A 14,702-nucleotide genomic window follows, 5' to 3' on the forward strand; every position below is an offset into this window, starting at 1 on the left:
GAAAGCGGCGCGGCAGGCCCATCCGGGCCCGCCGCGCCGCTTCTCTTCATTTCTGGCACATCTCCGGGTGGGCGCACCACCGGAGATGTGCCAGAAATGAAGGGATGACCCGCGCTACGCGATAGCGAGGAGGGCGTGGCCGGATGAGATCGTCTGGCCGACTGGGGCGTCGATCGCAGAGACGGTGCCGTCCTTGTGGGCGTGGATGGGCTGCTCCATCTTCATCGCTTCGAGTACGAGCACCAGGTCGCCCTTGACGACCTCCTGGCCGTCCTCGACGGCGACCTTCACGATCGTGGCCTGCATCGGCGACTTCAGCGTATCCCCGCTGGCACCCGTGGCGACCGACGAGCCCGAGTGCGAGCGGCGCGACGGCGGTGCCGCCGCGGGGCGCCCCGTGCCGCCGCTGTTCGTGGTGATGCGGTCGGGCAGGCTGACCTCGAGGCGTTTGCCCGCGACCTCCACGACCACGGTGTGGCGCGACTCCGGCTCAGCGGGAGCTGCCAGCTCGCCGTCCCACGGCGGGATGTCGTTCACGAACTCGGTCTCGATCCAGCGTGTGAAGACGCCGAACTCACCGCTCTCCGCAGTGAACGCGGGGTCGGAGACGACCTTGCGATGGAAGGGCAGCACGGTGGGGAGGCCCGCGACTTCGAACTCCTCGAGCGCGCGGCGCGAACGCTCCAGCGCCTCGGCGCGGTCGCTGCCGGTGACGATGATCTTCGCGAGCATCGAGTCGAATGCGCCAGACACGCTGTCGCCTGCGGTGACGCCGGAATCGAGCCGGATGCCGGGGCCGCCGAAGGTCTTGAAGACGTGGATCGGACCCGGCTGCGGGAGGAATCCGCGGCCAGGGTCCTCGCCGTTGATGCGGAACTCGATCGAGTGCCCGCGCGGGGCCGGGTCGTCGTAGCCGAGCTCCTCGCCCGCGGCGATCCGGAACTGCTCGCGCACCAGGTCGATGCCGGTGACCTCCTCGGAGACCGGATGCTCGACCTGCAGCCGCGTATTGACCTCGAGGAAGGAGATGGTGCCGTCCGCACCGATGAGGAACTCGCACGTTCCCGCACCGACGTAGCCGACCTCCTTCATGATCGCCTTCGACGCCTCGTACAGCACGGTGTTCTGCTCGTCGGTGATGAACGGCGCTGGCGCCTCCTCCACGAGCTTCTGGTGGCGGCGCTGCAGTGAGCAGTCGCGGGTGGAGACGACGACGACGTTGCCCGCCTCATCGGCGAGGCACTGCGTCTCGACGTGGCGCGGCTTGTCGAGGTACTTCTCCACGAAGCATTCGCCGCGGCCGAACGCCGCGATGGCCTCGCGCGTGGCCGACTCGAACATGTCGGGCACTTCGTCGATCGTGCGGGCGACCTTCAGGCCGCGCCCGCCGCCGCCGTACGCGGCCTTGATCGCAATCGGCAGGCCGACCTTCTCGGCGAATGCGACGACCTCTTCCGCCGTGTCGACGGGCCCTGGTGTGCCGGGTGCGAGCGGTGCGCCGACCTTCTCGGCGACGCGGCGCGCGGTGACCTTGTCGCCCAGCGACTCGATCGCCTCGGGCGACGGGCCGATCCAGGTCAGTCCCGACCGGATGACGGTGCGGGCGAACTCGGCGTTCTCTGCGAGGAAGCCGTATCCGGGGTGGACGGCGTCCGCGCCGGAGCGGCGGGCGACGGAGAGGATCTTGTCGATCTGCAGGTAGGTGTCGGCGCTGGTCTCACCGTCGAGGGCGTAGGCCTCGTCGGCGAGCTTCGCATGCATGGCGTCACGGTCCTGGTCGGCGTAGACGGCGACCGACCCGAGGCCGGCGTCGCGGGCCGCCCGGATGATGCGAACGGCGATCTCGCCACGGTTGGCGATGAGGACCTTACGAAGGGCGCGGCTATCGAGCATGGGTTTCAGCCTAGTTCGGAGGTGGGGTGAGAAATTGAGCGACTCCGACAACAAAGCCACGAGTTCGTATCGTGATTCCTACGAGGGGGATGCGGCGGTCAGCCTTCGCGGTTCCACAGACTCGGCCAGTCGATGCCGAGGTCCCGCACCAGGCGCCTGACGGTCGACAGCGACATGCCGACGACGGTCGAGGGGTCGCCGTCCACAGATTCGATGAACGCTCCTCCCAGGCTGTCGACGGTGAACGCGCCCGCCACGTGCAGCGGCTCGCCTGTGGCGACGTATGCGTCGATCTCACCGTCCGTGATGTCGGACGCGAAGGTCACGCGCGCCTCGGCGACCGCGTGCGCCTCGTGCGATCCGTCGGCTGAGATGCGGTGCACGCTGTGCCCGGAGTGCAGCACGCCCGTGCGGCCGCGCATGTCGCGCCAGCGTCCAGCGGCGCGCTCCGGAGTGTGCGGTTTGCCGTAGACGACGCCGCTGAGTTCGAACATCGAGTCCCCGCCGACCACGATCCCTTCGAACCCCTCCGCGGCCAGGCGGCCGGCGACATCAGCGGCCTTGCGGCGCGCGAGCAGCAGCACGTGCTCCGACGGGCTCAGCGCATGCCCCTGTTCCGCCTCGACGGCTTCCACGACCGCGTCCTCGTCGACGTTCGGCGACTCCAGACGCGGCTCGATGCCCGCCTGTCGCATCAGCATGAGGCGGGCGGGCGAGGTGGATGCGAGGCAGACCGGCATGCGTCCAGAGTATTCGCGGGCCTCCGGCACGCAAAGGCACGGCCGCGGCTCGCCGAGATCCGGGCATGGGGCGAAGCGACAGGCATCCGGATGGTCGATTCGCAGGCCGTTCCTGACACGATAGAGGGATGGAAAAGGGCGATCAGATCGAACTCGACATCACCGGCGTCGCGCACGGGGGCGTGTTCGTCGCGCGCGAGCCGGAAGGGCGCGTGGTCTTCGTCGCCGACGCGATTCCCGGAGAGCGGGTCCGCGCCCGCATCACCGAGGTGAAGAAGTCGTTCGCGCGCGCTGAGACGGTCGACGTCCTCGACGCCTCGCCCGACCGCGTGCCGCACGTCTGGCCCGCCGTCGCCGGGGGCGAGCAGCCTGGCGGCGCCGACCTCGGCCACATCGCGCTGCCTCGCCAGCGCGAGCTGAAGGCGCAGGTGCTGCGAGAGGCGTTCGCCAAGTTCGCCGATCTCGAGATCGATGCGCCCGTGCTGGGCCCGGAGGACGTGCTCGGGCACGATCATCCGGATGTCGCGGCCACGAGAGACGGGCTGCGCTACCGCACGCGCATCAGCCTGCACGTCGACGATCGAGGGCGCATCGGCCCGTTCGCCCCGCGCAGCCACCGCGTCGTCGAGGTCGATGATCACCCGCTCGCGACACCGGAGATCGCAGAGGTCGCCGCCGCACTGCGCAGCGCGACGGAGGGGCGGGTCGACCTCGTGCAGCCGGCCGACGGCGGCATCCGGACCCTGCGGCGCCCTGCGCGCCGCCCCGGCGTCCGGACGCCGCGCGAGGAGCCGGAGGTCATCGTCGAGGCGGTGGCGGGCCGCGAGTTCCAGGTCGACGCAGGCGGCTTCTGGCAGGTGCACCGCGCCGCAGCCGAGATGCTCACGGACACCGTGCGTCAGTCGCTCGGCCCGCTGGAGTCCGACGCGTGGAACCTCGACCTGTACGGCGGCGTCGGCCTGTTCGCGGCGACGCTGGGCGAGCTCGCGGAGGGCGCGCGACTGACGACCGTCGAGTCGTCGCAGCGCGCGTCGCTGCACGCAGAGCAGAACCTCGCCGACTTCGGCGCAGAAGCGCTCGACCTGCGCGTGGAGCACTTCCTCACGCAGCTGTCGAACCAGGCCAGCCTGCTCGACCGCGAGATGCTCACACGAGGCGTCGCGCTGCTGGACCCGCCGCGCTCGGGGGCAGGCAGGGATGTCGTCGAAGGCCTTGCCGGTCTCGGGCCATCGCGCGTCGCGTACATCGCGTGCGACCCCGTGGCACTCGCCCGCGATGTCGGCATCTTCCGCGGCCTCGGCTACGAGCTGGAGTCGCTGAAGGCGTTCGACATCTTCCCGCAGTCGCACCACGTCGAGGCCGTCGCCGTCCTGGCGCGCTGAGCCGGCAGCGATCGGCACCGCCCCGCGGTCGGCGTGCCCGCAGTCCGCACGACGTGAATCGCGCGGCGGCTCGATAGGCTGGCCCGATGATCCGGGTTGCACTGATCGATGATCACGAGTCCGTCCGTCTCGGCCTCGTGGCCGCGATCAGGCGAGCGGGGTGGGAGGCGATCTACGCGGGCGCGAGCGTGGCCGACTTCCTTGCGTGGCGACAGGCGGAGCGAGCGGCGGCCGCGGACGTCGTGCTGCTCGACCTCACCCTCGGCGACGGCACGACGGTCACGGAGAACGTGACGCGGCTCGCTCGGGAATCCTCGGTCATCATCCACTCGGTTGCCGACCGTCCGTCCGCTGTGCGTGAGGCGCTCGTGGCCGGCGCAGCCGGTGTGGTGAGCAAGGCGTCCCCGCTCGACGATGTGATCGACGCGGTCGGCGTCGTCGCGCGTGGGGACCAGCTCAACAACGTCGAATGGGCGAGCGCCGTCGAGGGCGACAGAGCGTTCGCCGACGCCCAGTTGTCGATCAGAGAGCGCGAGGTGCTCCGGATGTATGCGGCCGGGCTGCCGCTGAAGGCCGTCGCGGAGCGCCTCGGGGTCGCCTACTCCACCGCCAAGGAGAACGTCACTCGGGTGCGGGTGAAGTACACCGAGGTCGGACGCCCCGCTCCGACGAAGGTCGATCTGCTCAGGCGGGCGGTGGAGGACGGGCTCGTGGACGGATTGTCCGAGGACCCACCGCGTGCCTGACGAACAGTCGCTGATCGACGAAGCATGGCGTCGGATCCCGCAGGAGCAGAAACAGGCGAGCCCAGGGCGATTCACCAGGGCGAGGTTCGAGCGGATCGCGCAGGTGCTCGTCGCGGTCGCAGGCGCGGTGCTCGGAGGCCAGACTCTGGTGATCGCGGTCATGGACGGCCAGTTCCAGGCGCATCCCGTGGTGCTCGGCATCACGATGAGCGCTTTGGCGGCGATGATCGTGACCGCGGCAGTGGGCCGCTTCGCCCGGATCGCGGCCGGAGTGTTCGCCGTCGTCTACGTCGCCGCGCTGGCGTGGTGGTGCTTCGTCGACATAGGCGGCGTCGATCCGATCGCGCAGCCGTGGCCCTTCTTCCTGCTGTCGGTCGCGACGGGGGCGGCGCTGGTGGCATTCAGTCTGCCGTGGCAGATCGCGTGGGCGGTCGTCCCTCCCATCCTCTTCGGCATCGCGCAGCTGCTGCGTGCCGGCTTCGTCGAGACCGCGTGGGAGGCGCTCGGCTACGACACCTCGATCGCGATCCTGCTCAATCTGCTCATCATCGTGCTCGGCTGGATGTACCGCGGTATCGCCGACGGTGTCGACGAGGCACGCGGCCGCGTGGTGGAGGCGTATACGGGGGCCCGTGTCGTGGAAGCCGCGGAGCGGGAGCGCATCGAGATCGCGAGCCTCATGCACGACAGCGTGCTGGCGGCGCTCATCGCCGCGGCGCGCGCGGAGTCGCCGAGGGAGCGCCGACTCGTCGTCGACATGTCGCGTGAGGCACTCACCCGCCTCGCCAATGCGGAGACCGCGGGGCCTGAGGGGAGCGATGCGCCACGAGAGGCCGGCGAAATGGCCGCTGCGATCGAGCATGCGGCGAGCGAGCTCGGCGTCACTCTGGCCGCGCCCGTTCACGTTCCGGACGGCGACGTCGAGATCCCTGGCAGGGTCGCGCGTGCGATGGTGCTCGCGGCGAAGCAGGCGGTCGCCAACGCCGTGCACCACGCCGACGCCGTGGGGCTCGCGGCGAGCGTGAGCGCCGACAGCGCAGGCGTCAGCGTCGAAGTGTCCGACGGCGGACCCGGCTTGGACGTCAGTACGATCCCCGCCGATCGCCTCGGCATCCGGGCCTCGATCATGGCGAGACTGGCGGCGGTCGGCGGCGAGGCCCACATCGATTCGGGCCCGCACGGCACACGGGTCACGCTGGCCTGGAGTGCCTCGGATGAGGAAGAGGGGAACGCGACATGACGCTGCGCCGCGTTCTCATGACGATCGCCATCGCCTTCACCGCGTACTTCCTGGCCAGGAGCGTCATCGTCGCGACCGTCGTGCCGGATACGCCGCTCCACCTCGCCGCCGTGGTGCTGTGGCTGGCCACCGTGGCGGTCGTGCTGTGGGTGCCGGGGCGCGATCCCCGTTCCCACGGGGTGGGGAATCGATCGCCGTCACGGCTGCCGCTGTGGGCGGCGATCGTCGTCGTCGTCGTCATCACGATCGCGCAGTCGCAGGCGATCTGGGCGAGCGGCGACCACATCCACGACCCGATCGTGGCGACGATGTTCGGCGCGAACGGCCAGGTGCTGACGATCCTGATGGTGCGCCGCCGCCCGTTCTGGGCCTGGTGCGGCGTCGCCGTCGTCGCTGCCCTCGGCGTCGCCTCGATGGGAGCGGGGGAGGCGCTGGGGCGCGGGCTGCTCGGCACATTCCTGTGGGTGGGCATCGCGCAGCTGATGCTGTGGTCCGTTGACAGGGCGTACCTCGACACGGCTCGACTGGCGAGACTGCAGCAGGCTTCGGCGGCGTGGCAGGCGTCCCAGGACGCACGGCGCGCCGAGCGGCGCAAGCGGGTGCGCTTCGCCCTCGCCGTGGCAGGGCCCGTGCTGACCCGCGTCGTGCAGTCCGCAGGCCGACTCGACGAGGCGGAGCGCAGGGAGTCGCTGATGGCGGAGGGCACACTGCGCGATGAGCTGCGTGCGCACCGGTTGCTGGATGACGACGTGCGTGCGGCGATCCGGAGGGCACGCGATCACGGTGCGACCGTGACGGTGATCGACGACGACGCCCTCACCGACCTCGGCGACGATGCACTCGGACAGGTGCGCGCAGCGCTGGCGGAGGCACTGCGCGACACCGATGCCGACCGCATCATCGTGAGGACCACGCCCGACCCCGACACAGCGGTGACCGTCGTCGGCCGACGTGCCGCCCCTGAGCCCGACGAGGACGCCCTCGCCCTGTGGCAGGAGATCCCCCGTCCCGCCCCTGACCTGATGGCCTGAGCGCCGCGCCGGCAGACGACAGCGGAAAGAGAAGGTCCCGGGCGGCGTATTCGCCACCCGGGACCTTGGGGACGCGGAGCAGTTACCCGAAAACCGTCCGCGAGGGAACTGGCGCGTGCCGCCATCCCTAGGGCGGCGCACCAGAGCGCTTGAGCGCGTTTCCATACTCAGTATTTCAAGCTGAGGCGCCCGCGTCTGTAGGTACTTTGGGGGACATCTGCTGCGCGACCCGACAGGCTCAGCCCGAGAAACGACCCCACTGGCGTCCCGGTGTGCGCCGCATCCGCCTCGAACGGTTCCACGCGCTGCGCGCCGTCTGCTCGTCGGCCGTGGCGTGTTCGGTCTCCTCGAGGTACGCCAAGGGGAGCACACCGGCCAGTGCGGCCAGATCTTCCTCAGACGGAGTCCCCCTGGTGATCTCGACGCTCGGCAGCTCGCCGCGCCCGTGCGTGCCTTCGGCGCTCACAGCGGAATGTTCCCGTGCTTCTTCGGCGGCCGCTCGGCGCGCTTGTTGCGCAGTGAGCGCAGCGCTTTCGCGACCGACACGCGAGTCTGCGCCGGCTCGATGATGCCGTCGAGCTCACCGCGCTCTGCTGCCAGGAACGGTGACGCCACGTTGTAGGTGTACTCGTTCGCGAGCCTGGTGCGCACCTCGGCGAGGTCCTCGCCGTTCTCAGCCGCCTTCTTCAGTTCGCCGCGATACAGGATGTTCACCGCACCCTGGCCGCCCATCACAGCGATCTCGGCGGTCGGCCACGCCAGGTTGACGTCGGCGCCGAGCTGCTTCGACCCCATCACGATGTACGCACCGCCGTACGCCTTGCGCAGGATCACGGTCACCAGCGGCACGGTCGCCTCGGCGTACGCATACAGCAGCTTCGCCCCGCGACGGATGACGCCCGTCCACTCCTGGTCGGTGCCAGGCAGGTAGCCGGGCACATCGACGAGCGTGACGATCGGGATCGAGAACGCGTCGCAGAACCGCACGAACCGTGAGGCCTTCTCGCCCGCTTCGATGTTCAGCGTCCCCGCCATCTGCTGCGGCTGGTTCGCGATGATGCCCACAGAGCGTCCCTCGACGCGACCGAAGCCGACCACGATGTTCGGCGCGAACAGCGGCTGCACTTCGAGGAACTCGTCGTCGATGACCTGCTGGATCACCTGCTTGACGTCGTAGGGCTGATTCGGTGAGTCAGGGATGACCGTGTTGAGCGTGCGGTCCTCATCCGTCGTCTCGAACTCGAAGCCCGTGTCGTACGCCGGAGGGTCGGCCATGTTGTTGTCCGGCAGGAAGCCCACCAGGCCGCGCGCGTAGTCGAGCGCGTCATCCTCGTCGTCGGCGAGGTAGTGCGCCACGCCGGAGCGGGTGTTGTGCGTGTACGCACCGCCGAGCTCCTCCATGCCGACGTCCTCGCCGGTGACCGTCTTGATGACATCCGGGCCCGTGACGAACATCTGGCTGGTCTTGTCGACCATGATCACGAAGTCGGTCAGCGCCGGTGAGTATACGGCGCCGCCCGCGGCTGGCCCCATCACGATCGAGATCTGAGGGATCACGCCGGAGGCAGCCGTGTTCAGCCGGAAGATCTCGGCGTACTTGCCGAGCGCGAGCACGCCCTCCTGGATGCGCGCTCCGCCGGAGTCGAGGATGCCGATGATCGGCATGCCGCCGCGGAGGGCGAACTCCATGATCTTGATGATCTTGTCGCCGGACACTTCGCCGAGCGACCCGCCGAAGGTCGAGAAGTCCTGCGAGTAGACCGCGATGTTGCGGCCGTGGATGGTCGCCGTGCCGGTGACGACGGAGTCGCCGTACGGGCGGGAGCGGTCCATTCCGAACGACGTGGTGCGGTGCCGCACGTATTCGTCGAATTCGACGAAGCTGCCGGGATCGACGAGCATCTCGATGCGCTCGCGCGCCGTGAGCTTGCCCTTGGCGTGCTGCTTCTCGACAGCATTCTCCTCAGCCTGAGTCACGGCTTCGGCGTAGCGTTCGCGGAGGTCGGCGATCTTGCCTGCGGTCGTAGAGAGATCCGGTTCGGTCACGCGTTCCACCCTAACCTCGCGAAGCCCGCTGCTTTTGGTGGCCACGCACAATGACTTCGAAGATCGTGTGTGCGATCCGGATGATCGAGCTGGGGCAGGATATGCGGTGGTCGGCGCGTACGCTGACGGAGTGACGTGGGAGAAGACGCGCGGCGCTGCCGCGAGAGTGACGGAGCTGGAGCACACAGGGTCGACGAACGCCGATATGGCCAGTCGAGCCGCGATAGACGCTCTGCCGCACCTGAGCGTGCTGCTCACCAGAGACCAGCGGTCCGGGCGCGGTCGGCTCGACCGACAGTGGCGGGCGCCGGTCGGCGCGTCGCTGGCTGTATCGGTCCTGGTCAGAGTCGACGGCGTGCCGTTCGCCTCGCGGGGCTGGATTCCGCTGATCGCGGGCGCCGCGATGGCGCGGGCGGTGCGCGCGCAGGCTGTCGGTCATCCGGTAGGGGCGAAATGGCCCAACGACGTACTGGTGGCAGGGCGGAAGATCTGCGGCATCCTCGTCGAGGCGACCGCCGACCTCAGCACGGTGATCATCGGGTCAGGCATCAACACCAGGATGACCGCTGAGGAGCTGCCGGTGCCGACGGCGACATCGTTCGCGACCATCGGCACCCAGTGCGACGAGGACGTGCTGCTGGCCGACTATCTGCGCGAACTGGACCGGCAGCTTGCGGCACTGACCGAGGCAGGCGGCGACGCGGAGCGGGCAGGCGTGCGGCGCGACGTCGTCGACGGATGCATCACCATCGGACAGAGCGTGCGCGTGATGATGCCGGCAGGCGACGACCTGCTCGGCACCGCCGAGGACCTCGACGCGGACGGCCGGCTCGTCGTGCGCACGACGGACGGCCCCGTGCCTGTCGCGGCAGGGGACGTCGTGCACGTGCGCCCCGCGGAGTAGGCGACTGCAGCACCCGGAGCCGCGCGCTCGCCGCGCGCCGACGGGCGCAGGCGGCGCGGACACGGCAGACTGGGAACCCCGCGCGGACAGAAGGGAGCGACCGTGACAGTGCCGAGCATGCCCGATCGCCCCGATCTGCCGCCCCCTGGCGCGCCGAGGCCGGAGGAGCTGCTCGTAGCGAAGTTCCGGCCGCAGGCGAGGCGCCTGATCTGGTCGGCGCTGCTGCTGATCGTGCTCTGCGCCGCTGGCGGCTACGGCTGGGGAAATCTGCCGGACGGATTCAGCAACTGGATGATCCTCGCCGCGGGTGCCGGCCTCGTGCTGCTGTTCGTCGTCGTGCCGTGGCTGGTGTGGCGCTCGCGGGTGTACACGGTGACGACGCGCCGCGTGATCGCCAGGCGCGGCCTGTTCGGACAGAGCAGCATCGAGCTCTCGCACGCCCGCGGCTACTCGATCGAGACACGACGCGGGCTCTGGCAGCGGCTGTGGGGGACGGGCACGCTGACGCTCTCCGACGGCTTGGAGGGGAAGATCGTGCTGGTGAACGTGCTGCGCCCCCGGCTCGTGTCCGAAGTGCTCGCCGACCAGATCGAGGTCAATCAGATCCTCGCCCACCGCGAGGCCGAGTCCCAGCTCTGACCCGTTCCGGACGCCCCGCGTGCCGGGAGGCATCGGTTCCGGATGGCAGGATAGGAGCATGTCCCTGCGTGTCGGAGTAATCGGTGGCGGCCAGCTGGCCAGGATGATGATCGCACCCGCCGTGGAGCTCGGCGTCGAGTTGCGCGTGCTCGCCGAAGCGGAGGGCATGTCGGCGGCGCTGGCCGCGACGGCGGTCGGCGATTACCGCGATCCGGATGTCGTGCTCGCGTTCGCGAAGGACGTCGACGTGATCACGTTCGACCACGAGCACGTGCCGCAGCCGGTGCTGCGTGCGCTGGTCGATGCCGGGGTGAAGGTGCATCCCGGTCCCGACGCGCTGCGCTACGCCCAGGACAAGATCGTGATGCGCACGCGCCTGGCCGAGGTCGGCGCACCGCAGCCCGACTGGGCGGCTGTGCGCGACGCGGGCGAGCTGCAGGCGTTCGTCGACGACCACGGCGGGCGGGCAGTCGTGAAGACCCCGCGCGGCGGGTACGACGGCAAGGGCGTGCGCGTGGTGTCATCCGGGTCCGAGGCCGACGACTGGTTCGCGGACTTCGACGGTGAGCCGATTCTGGTCGAGGAGCTGGTCGACTTCCGTCGCGAACTGGCACAGCAGATCGCGCGCCGTCCGTCCGGTGCGACGAGGGCGTACCCGGTCGTCGAGACCGTGCAGCGCGACGGCATCTGCAGCGAGGTCTTCGCGCCGGCTCCGGGTGCCTCGGCTCGCACGATCGACGTGTCGGCGCAGATCGCGGACGAGATCGCTGCCGGGCTCGGCGTGACGGGAATGCTCGCCGTCGAACTGTTCGAGACGACGGACGAGCGCGTGCTGGTGAACGAACTCGCCATGCGCCCGCACAACAGCGGCCACTGGACGCAGGACGGCGCGGTGACGAGCCAGTTCGAGCAGCACCTGCGCGCCGTGCTCGACCTGCCGCTCGGCGACACTGCGCCCGTGAGCGAAGCCGCAGTGATGATCAACATCCTCGGCGGCCCCGAGGGCGAGGAGCTCACGGACCGGATCGGCGTGGCGGCGGCCGAGCACCCGACGGCGAAGATCCACACCTACGGCAAGGCACCGCGGCCCGGCCGCAAGGTCGGCCACATCAACGCGTTCGGCGACGACCTCGAGGACGCGGCGAACGTGGCGCGAGCGGCAGCGGCTCTGTTCGACTGACTCTGCGGATCCGGGCGTCTGCTATCCGCCGTCGGATTCGGTCGAGCCGGGACGGATGAGCCCGGACTCGTAGCAGAGGATCACCAGGTGGGAGCGGTCGCGCGCCGGAAGCTTGGTCAGCAGACGGCTGACGTAGGTGCGCGCGGTGGCCGGACTGATGTGGAGACTCGCACCGATCTCGTCGTTCGACTCGCCCAGCCCGATCCGGAACAGGACCTCGCGCTCGCGGCCCGTGAGCGACTCGAGCAGCTCGGGGCGCGAGACGGCCCGCGGGTGCGCGGACAGTGCACCCATCACCTGCCGCGTGATCGCGGGGGAGAGCAGGGAGTCGCCCGCGGCGACCGCCCTGACGGCTCGACGCAGGTCGTCCGGGGCGACGTCCTTGAGCAGGTATCCGGCCGCCCCGGCCCGGATCGCGGCGAAGACGTCCTCCTCGTCGTCGAAGGTCGTCAGGATCAGGACGCCGACGCCGTCGAGCGCCGGGTCCGCGACGATCGCGCGTGTGGCCGCGATTCCATCCTGCTGCGGCATCCGGATGTCCATCAGGACGACATCGGGTCTGTGCCGTCGAACGGCGCTGACGCCGGCGATGCCGTTGTCGGCTTCGGCGACGACCTGTACATCGCCGTCGTGCTCGGCGAGCATGCGCAGTCCGGTGCGGACGAGTTCCTGGTCGTCGACCAGTACGACCCGGATCATGGCAGCCTCGCCGGCATCGTGGCTTCGACGGAGAACCCCGAGACGGCGGACGGGCGCGCGGTCAGCGTGCCTCCGAGAAGCCGAACGCGTTCGCTCATTCCCGCCAGGCCGTATCCGCCCGCTGCATCGCCGGCGTCCGTCGTGCCGCGACCGTTGTCGGTGACGCTGATGCGGAGCATGCCCTCGCTGATGTCGACTCGCACTCGAGCGCGAGTCGCACCGGCGTGGCGGATGATGTTGGTGATCGATTCCTGAATCACTCTGTACGCCGCGGCATCGACGGGTGCGGCGAGCTCCGACGGCGCTGCGCTGACATCGACCGTGACCTCGAGGCCGGTTGCGCTCGCGGCGTCCACGAGATCCGGCACAGCGGACAGCGAATGCACGCCGGTCGTTCCGTCGGGACCGGACGCGGACCTCAGGATGCGCACCATCGCGCGGAGCTCGTGCAGCGATCGCGTACTGGCAGCGCGGATGCGATCGAATGCGTCTCCGGCGGCGCGATCGTCGCGTCCGACAGCCTCTGAGCCGACGCCCGCATGCAGGGAGATGACCGACATGGTGTGCCCGATCGTGTCATGCAGCTCTCGGGAGATGCTCTCCCGTTCCGTCTGCATCTGAGATGCCGCTTCGCGCGCGATCTGCTCCTCGGTGAGCCGGGAGATCTCCGCCTGCTGCGCGGACCGGATGCGGCGCGCGCGGACGCTGTACCCGAGCGCGACGCCGGCCGCGATGAGCGCGAGGTTCGAGACGGCGTCGTAGCCCAGGAGATCGCCGAGCGGAGCCTCCGCGTCGCGCAGGCGGAAATACAGCGAGACGGCGAACACGACCGCTCCCGCGCCCACGGCCCAGCGGGTCAGGCCGAGCTCGGCAGCCGAGAACAGCGCGGCGACGACCGGGAGCGCCACCCCGATCGGCGACAGATCGAGGATGTAGTACCCGAACGTTCCGAGCACGCTCACGAGCAGGACGAGCACCGGCGCGATTCTGCGCAGAAGGAGCACCGCTCCGAACCCGCAGGCGAAGACATAGGCCAGCGGGTCCGGAGGCGTCGCCGCGGCCGCATGGGACAGGGCGATGACCGTCGAGAGCACGGCCGCAACGCCCACCGCGAGCAGCGCATCGACGAGCGCAGACCTCCTGCGCTCTCGCCTGGCTGTGGTCATCTCCTCAGCGTAGGAGGCGGGGCGGCCGCTGCCCACCCGCCTCAGGAGACTCCCGGTGTCGCTTCTGAACGTACCGAGATGACGCGGCGAAGCGACCGAGGTCGAGACCGAGGTCCGATGACGGCAGCCGGAAGCCGCTCGTAGCGTCAGAAGCATGACAGAACACACACCCTATTCGTCCGACCCGTCCGCCGCTGTGCCGAGACGCCGTCTCCTCAGACTGCCGCTCATCGCCGTCATCGGGCTCGCTCTGCTCACCGTCCCCCGCGTCGTCCTGCACGACCTCGGCATCCTGCACGAGGGCACGGGAGTCAACGCGCTGTTCGTCTTCGTGCCTGCCGTCGTATGGATCGTCGTCGTTCTTCTCGCCGGTGCGCACCGTCCGTTCCTGACCGTACTCGTGATCGGACTGTTCTCCGGTGTCATCCTGGCTGTCGTCCATCAGCTGCTGTGGAGCACGGCGTTCGCGGGGAATCCGCCGCGGCTCGGAGGAAACCTCGAGGGACTCGATCCCGCGGCCCAGGACGTGATCATCCGGCTGTTCTCGATCCCGTCGAGTCTGTTCACCGGTGCGCTCGTCGGCGCGGTCGCCGGTCTCGTGGCCTGGGGCCTCAGCGCGATCGTCCGCCGCAGCAGCCAGCGTCGGTGAGGGCGTCGCGATGAGCGGAGCACCTCAGAAGCGCGGCGCCGCAGTCGCTCGTATGCTGGGCATCGGCGCCCTCGGCCTGGTCGGCGGGGCACTGCTGGCGCTGTTCGTCCAGGATCTCCTGGCCACTCTGCTCGTCCGGAACGGGGGCGTCTCTGCCTGGCTGCTGCCCATCTTCACCTTCCTGATGCCGGTCGTCTCCGTCGCCTCGGCAGTGGCAGCCGTGCTCGTCGACCGACGTCGAGCCGGCGTGCGCGCGGATGAGGACCGTGGGTCCGACCATGCAGGCGACACGCGCTGGGAATAGCCCGGCACCGCAGACGTTAGACTTCTATAGCCGGGCCGCAGCAAACCCCGGGCTCCAATTTTTGCCGCTTCGAGCGGACCACG

Annotated in this window: 15 protein-coding genes; 9 read left to right on the plus strand and 6 right to left on the minus strand. The window is 69.7% G+C overall.

What is annotated here, in order from left to right:
• Positions 1–114: 114 nt before the first annotated feature.
• Both CIK77_RS07905 and CIK77_RS07910 read right to left on the minus strand, forming a co-directional pair.
• Positions 115–1,893, minus strand: coding sequence for an acetyl/propionyl/methylcrotonyl-CoA carboxylase subunit alpha (locus tag CIK77_RS07905; protein ID WP_087056002.1), 1,779 nt, complete (start codon positions 1,891–1,893; stop codon positions 115–117).
• Between the two features lie 98 nt (positions 1,894–1,991).
• Positions 1,992–2,633, minus strand: coding sequence for a Maf family protein (locus tag CIK77_RS07910; protein ID WP_087056003.1), 642 nt, complete (start codon positions 2,631–2,633; stop codon positions 1,992–1,994).
• A gap of 128 nt (positions 2,634–2,761) precedes the next feature.
• Here CIK77_RS07910 and CIK77_RS07915 point away from each other — a divergent pair, with 128 nt between their 5' ends.
• The 4 genes from CIK77_RS07915 to CIK77_RS07930 all read left to right on the plus strand — a co-directional run bounded on the left by CIK77_RS07915 (position 2,762) and on the right by CIK77_RS07930 (position 7,032).
• Positions 2,762–4,015 carry a class I SAM-dependent RNA methyltransferase gene (locus tag CIK77_RS07915; RefSeq protein ID WP_087056004.1) on the plus strand — a complete coding sequence of 418 codons (1,254 nt, stop codon included), beginning with the start codon at positions 2,762–2,764 and terminating at the stop codon, positions 4,013–4,015.
• Positions 4,016–4,101: 86 nt separating this feature from the next.
• Positions 4,102–4,761, plus strand: coding sequence for a response regulator transcription factor (locus CIK77_RS07920; RefSeq protein WP_087056005.1), 660 nt, complete (start codon positions 4,102–4,104; stop codon positions 4,759–4,761).
• Entirely contained in the window at positions 4,754–6,001 is a 1,248-nt protein-coding gene (locus tag CIK77_RS07925; protein WP_087056006.1) for a sensor histidine kinase, read from the plus strand. Before CIK77_RS07920 ends, CIK77_RS07925 begins: the two co-directional genes overlap by 8 nt.
• Positions 5,998–7,032: a hypothetical protein gene (locus tag CIK77_RS07930; protein WP_087056007.1), complete on the plus strand. Its 1,035-nt coding sequence runs from the start codon at positions 5,998–6,000 to the stop codon at positions 7,030–7,032. Before CIK77_RS07925 ends, CIK77_RS07930 begins: the two co-directional genes overlap by 4 nt.
• Positions 7,033–7,270: 238 nt before the next feature.
• Here CIK77_RS07930 and CIK77_RS07935 read toward each other — a convergent pair whose 3' ends face one another.
• Both CIK77_RS07935 and CIK77_RS07940 read right to left on the minus strand, forming a co-directional pair.
• Positions 7,271–7,498: an acyl-CoA carboxylase epsilon subunit gene (locus tag CIK77_RS07935; RefSeq protein ID WP_087056008.1), complete on the minus strand. Its 228-nt coding sequence runs from the start codon at positions 7,496–7,498 to the stop codon at positions 7,271–7,273.
• Positions 7,495–9,087: an acyl-CoA carboxylase subunit beta gene (locus CIK77_RS07940; RefSeq protein WP_087056009.1), complete on the minus strand. Its 1,593-nt coding sequence runs from the start codon at positions 9,085–9,087 to the stop codon at positions 7,495–7,497. Before CIK77_RS07940 ends, CIK77_RS07935 begins: the two co-directional genes overlap by 4 nt.
• Before the next feature lie 121 nt (positions 9,088–9,208).
• Between CIK77_RS07940 and CIK77_RS07945 the strand changes: the two genes are divergently transcribed.
• From CIK77_RS07945 to CIK77_RS07955, 3 genes are all read left to right on the plus strand, one after another.
• The gene (locus CIK77_RS07945) at positions 9,209–9,982 is read left to right on the plus strand and encodes a biotin--[acetyl-CoA-carboxylase] ligase (protein WP_249268691.1); all 774 of its coding nucleotides are present in this window, start codon (positions 9,209–9,211) and stop codon (positions 9,980–9,982) included.
• Between the two features lie 117 nt (positions 9,983–10,099).
• Entirely contained in the window at positions 10,100–10,621 is a 522-nt protein-coding gene (locus tag CIK77_RS07950) for a PH domain-containing protein (RefSeq protein WP_087056010.1), read from the plus strand.
• 58 nt (positions 10,622–10,679) lie between these two features.
• Positions 10,680–11,801 (plus strand): 5-(carboxyamino)imidazole ribonucleotide synthase, encoded by a 1,122-nt coding sequence (locus CIK77_RS07955; RefSeq protein ID WP_087056011.1) that lies wholly within the window; start codon positions 10,680–10,682, stop codon positions 11,799–11,801.
• A 21-nt stretch (positions 11,802–11,822) separates the two neighbouring features.
• Here CIK77_RS07955 and CIK77_RS07960 read toward each other — a convergent pair whose 3' ends face one another.
• Positions 11,823–12,500: a response regulator gene (locus CIK77_RS07960; RefSeq protein ID WP_087056012.1), complete on the minus strand. Its 678-nt coding sequence runs from the start codon at positions 12,498–12,500 to the stop codon at positions 11,823–11,825.
• Positions 12,497–13,666, minus strand: coding sequence for a sensor histidine kinase (locus CIK77_RS07965; protein WP_170934216.1), 1,170 nt, complete (start codon positions 13,664–13,666; stop codon positions 12,497–12,499). Before CIK77_RS07965 ends, CIK77_RS07960 begins: the two co-directional genes overlap by 4 nt.
• A gap of 154 nt (positions 13,667–13,820) precedes the next feature.
• On the opposite strand from CIK77_RS07965, the gene CIK77_RS07970 reads away from it, so the two are divergent.
• Complete coding sequence (locus CIK77_RS07970; RefSeq protein ID WP_087056014.1) at positions 13,821–14,315, plus strand: hypothetical protein; 495 nt, start codon at positions 13,821–13,823, stop codon at positions 14,313–14,315.
• 10 nt (positions 14,316–14,325) lie between these two features.
• Positions 14,326–14,619: a hypothetical protein gene (locus CIK77_RS07975; RefSeq protein WP_140403562.1), complete on the plus strand. Its 294-nt coding sequence runs from the start codon at positions 14,326–14,328 to the stop codon at positions 14,617–14,619.
• Positions 14,620–14,702: the final 83 nt, after the last annotated feature.

Source organism: Microbacterium sp. JB110 (assembly GCF_003335195.1).
In the GTDB taxonomy this organism is placed as follows: Bacteria; Actinomycetota; Actinomycetes; order Actinomycetales; family Microbacteriaceae; genus Microbacterium.

Bases quoted from the DNA above. Each gene is read 5' to 3' on its own strand.
- CIK77_RS07970 (WP_087056014.1), top strand. From the start codon at position 13,821: ATGACAGAACACACACCCTATTCGTCCGACCCGTCCGCCGCTGTGCCG.
- CIK77_RS07975 (WP_140403562.1), top strand. From the start codon at position 14,326: ATGAGCGGAGCACCTCAGAAGCGCGGCGCCGCAGTCGCTCGTATGCTG.
- CIK77_RS07930 (WP_087056007.1), top strand. From the start codon at position 5,998: ATGACGCTGCGCCGCGTTCTCATGACGATCGCCATCGCCTTCACCGCG.
- CIK77_RS07955 (WP_087056011.1), top strand. From the start codon at position 10,680: ATGTCCCTGCGTGTCGGAGTAATCGGTGGCGGCCAGCTGGCCAGGATG.
- CIK77_RS07920 (WP_087056005.1), top strand. From the start codon at position 4,102: ATGATCCGGGTTGCACTGATCGATGATCACGAGTCCGTCCGTCTCGGC.
- CIK77_RS07910 (WP_087056003.1), bottom strand. From the start codon at position 2,633: ATGCCGGTCTGCCTCGCATCCACCTCGCCCGCCCGCCTCATGCTGATG.
- CIK77_RS07960 (WP_087056012.1), bottom strand. From the start codon at position 12,500: ATGATCCGGGTCGTACTGGTCGACGACCAGGAACTCGTCCGCACCGGA.
- CIK77_RS07915 (WP_087056004.1), top strand. From the start codon at position 2,762: ATGGAAAAGGGCGATCAGATCGAACTCGACATCACCGGCGTCGCGCAC.
- CIK77_RS07965 (WP_170934216.1), bottom strand. From the start codon at position 13,666: ATGACCACAGCCAGGCGAGAGCGCAGGAGGTCTGCGCTCGTCGATGCG.
- CIK77_RS07950 (WP_087056010.1), top strand. From the start codon at position 10,100: ATGCCCGATCGCCCCGATCTGCCGCCCCCTGGCGCGCCGAGGCCGGAG.
- CIK77_RS07905 (WP_087056002.1), bottom strand. From the start codon at position 1,893: ATGCTCGATAGCCGCGCCCTTCGTAAGGTCCTCATCGCCAACCGTGGC.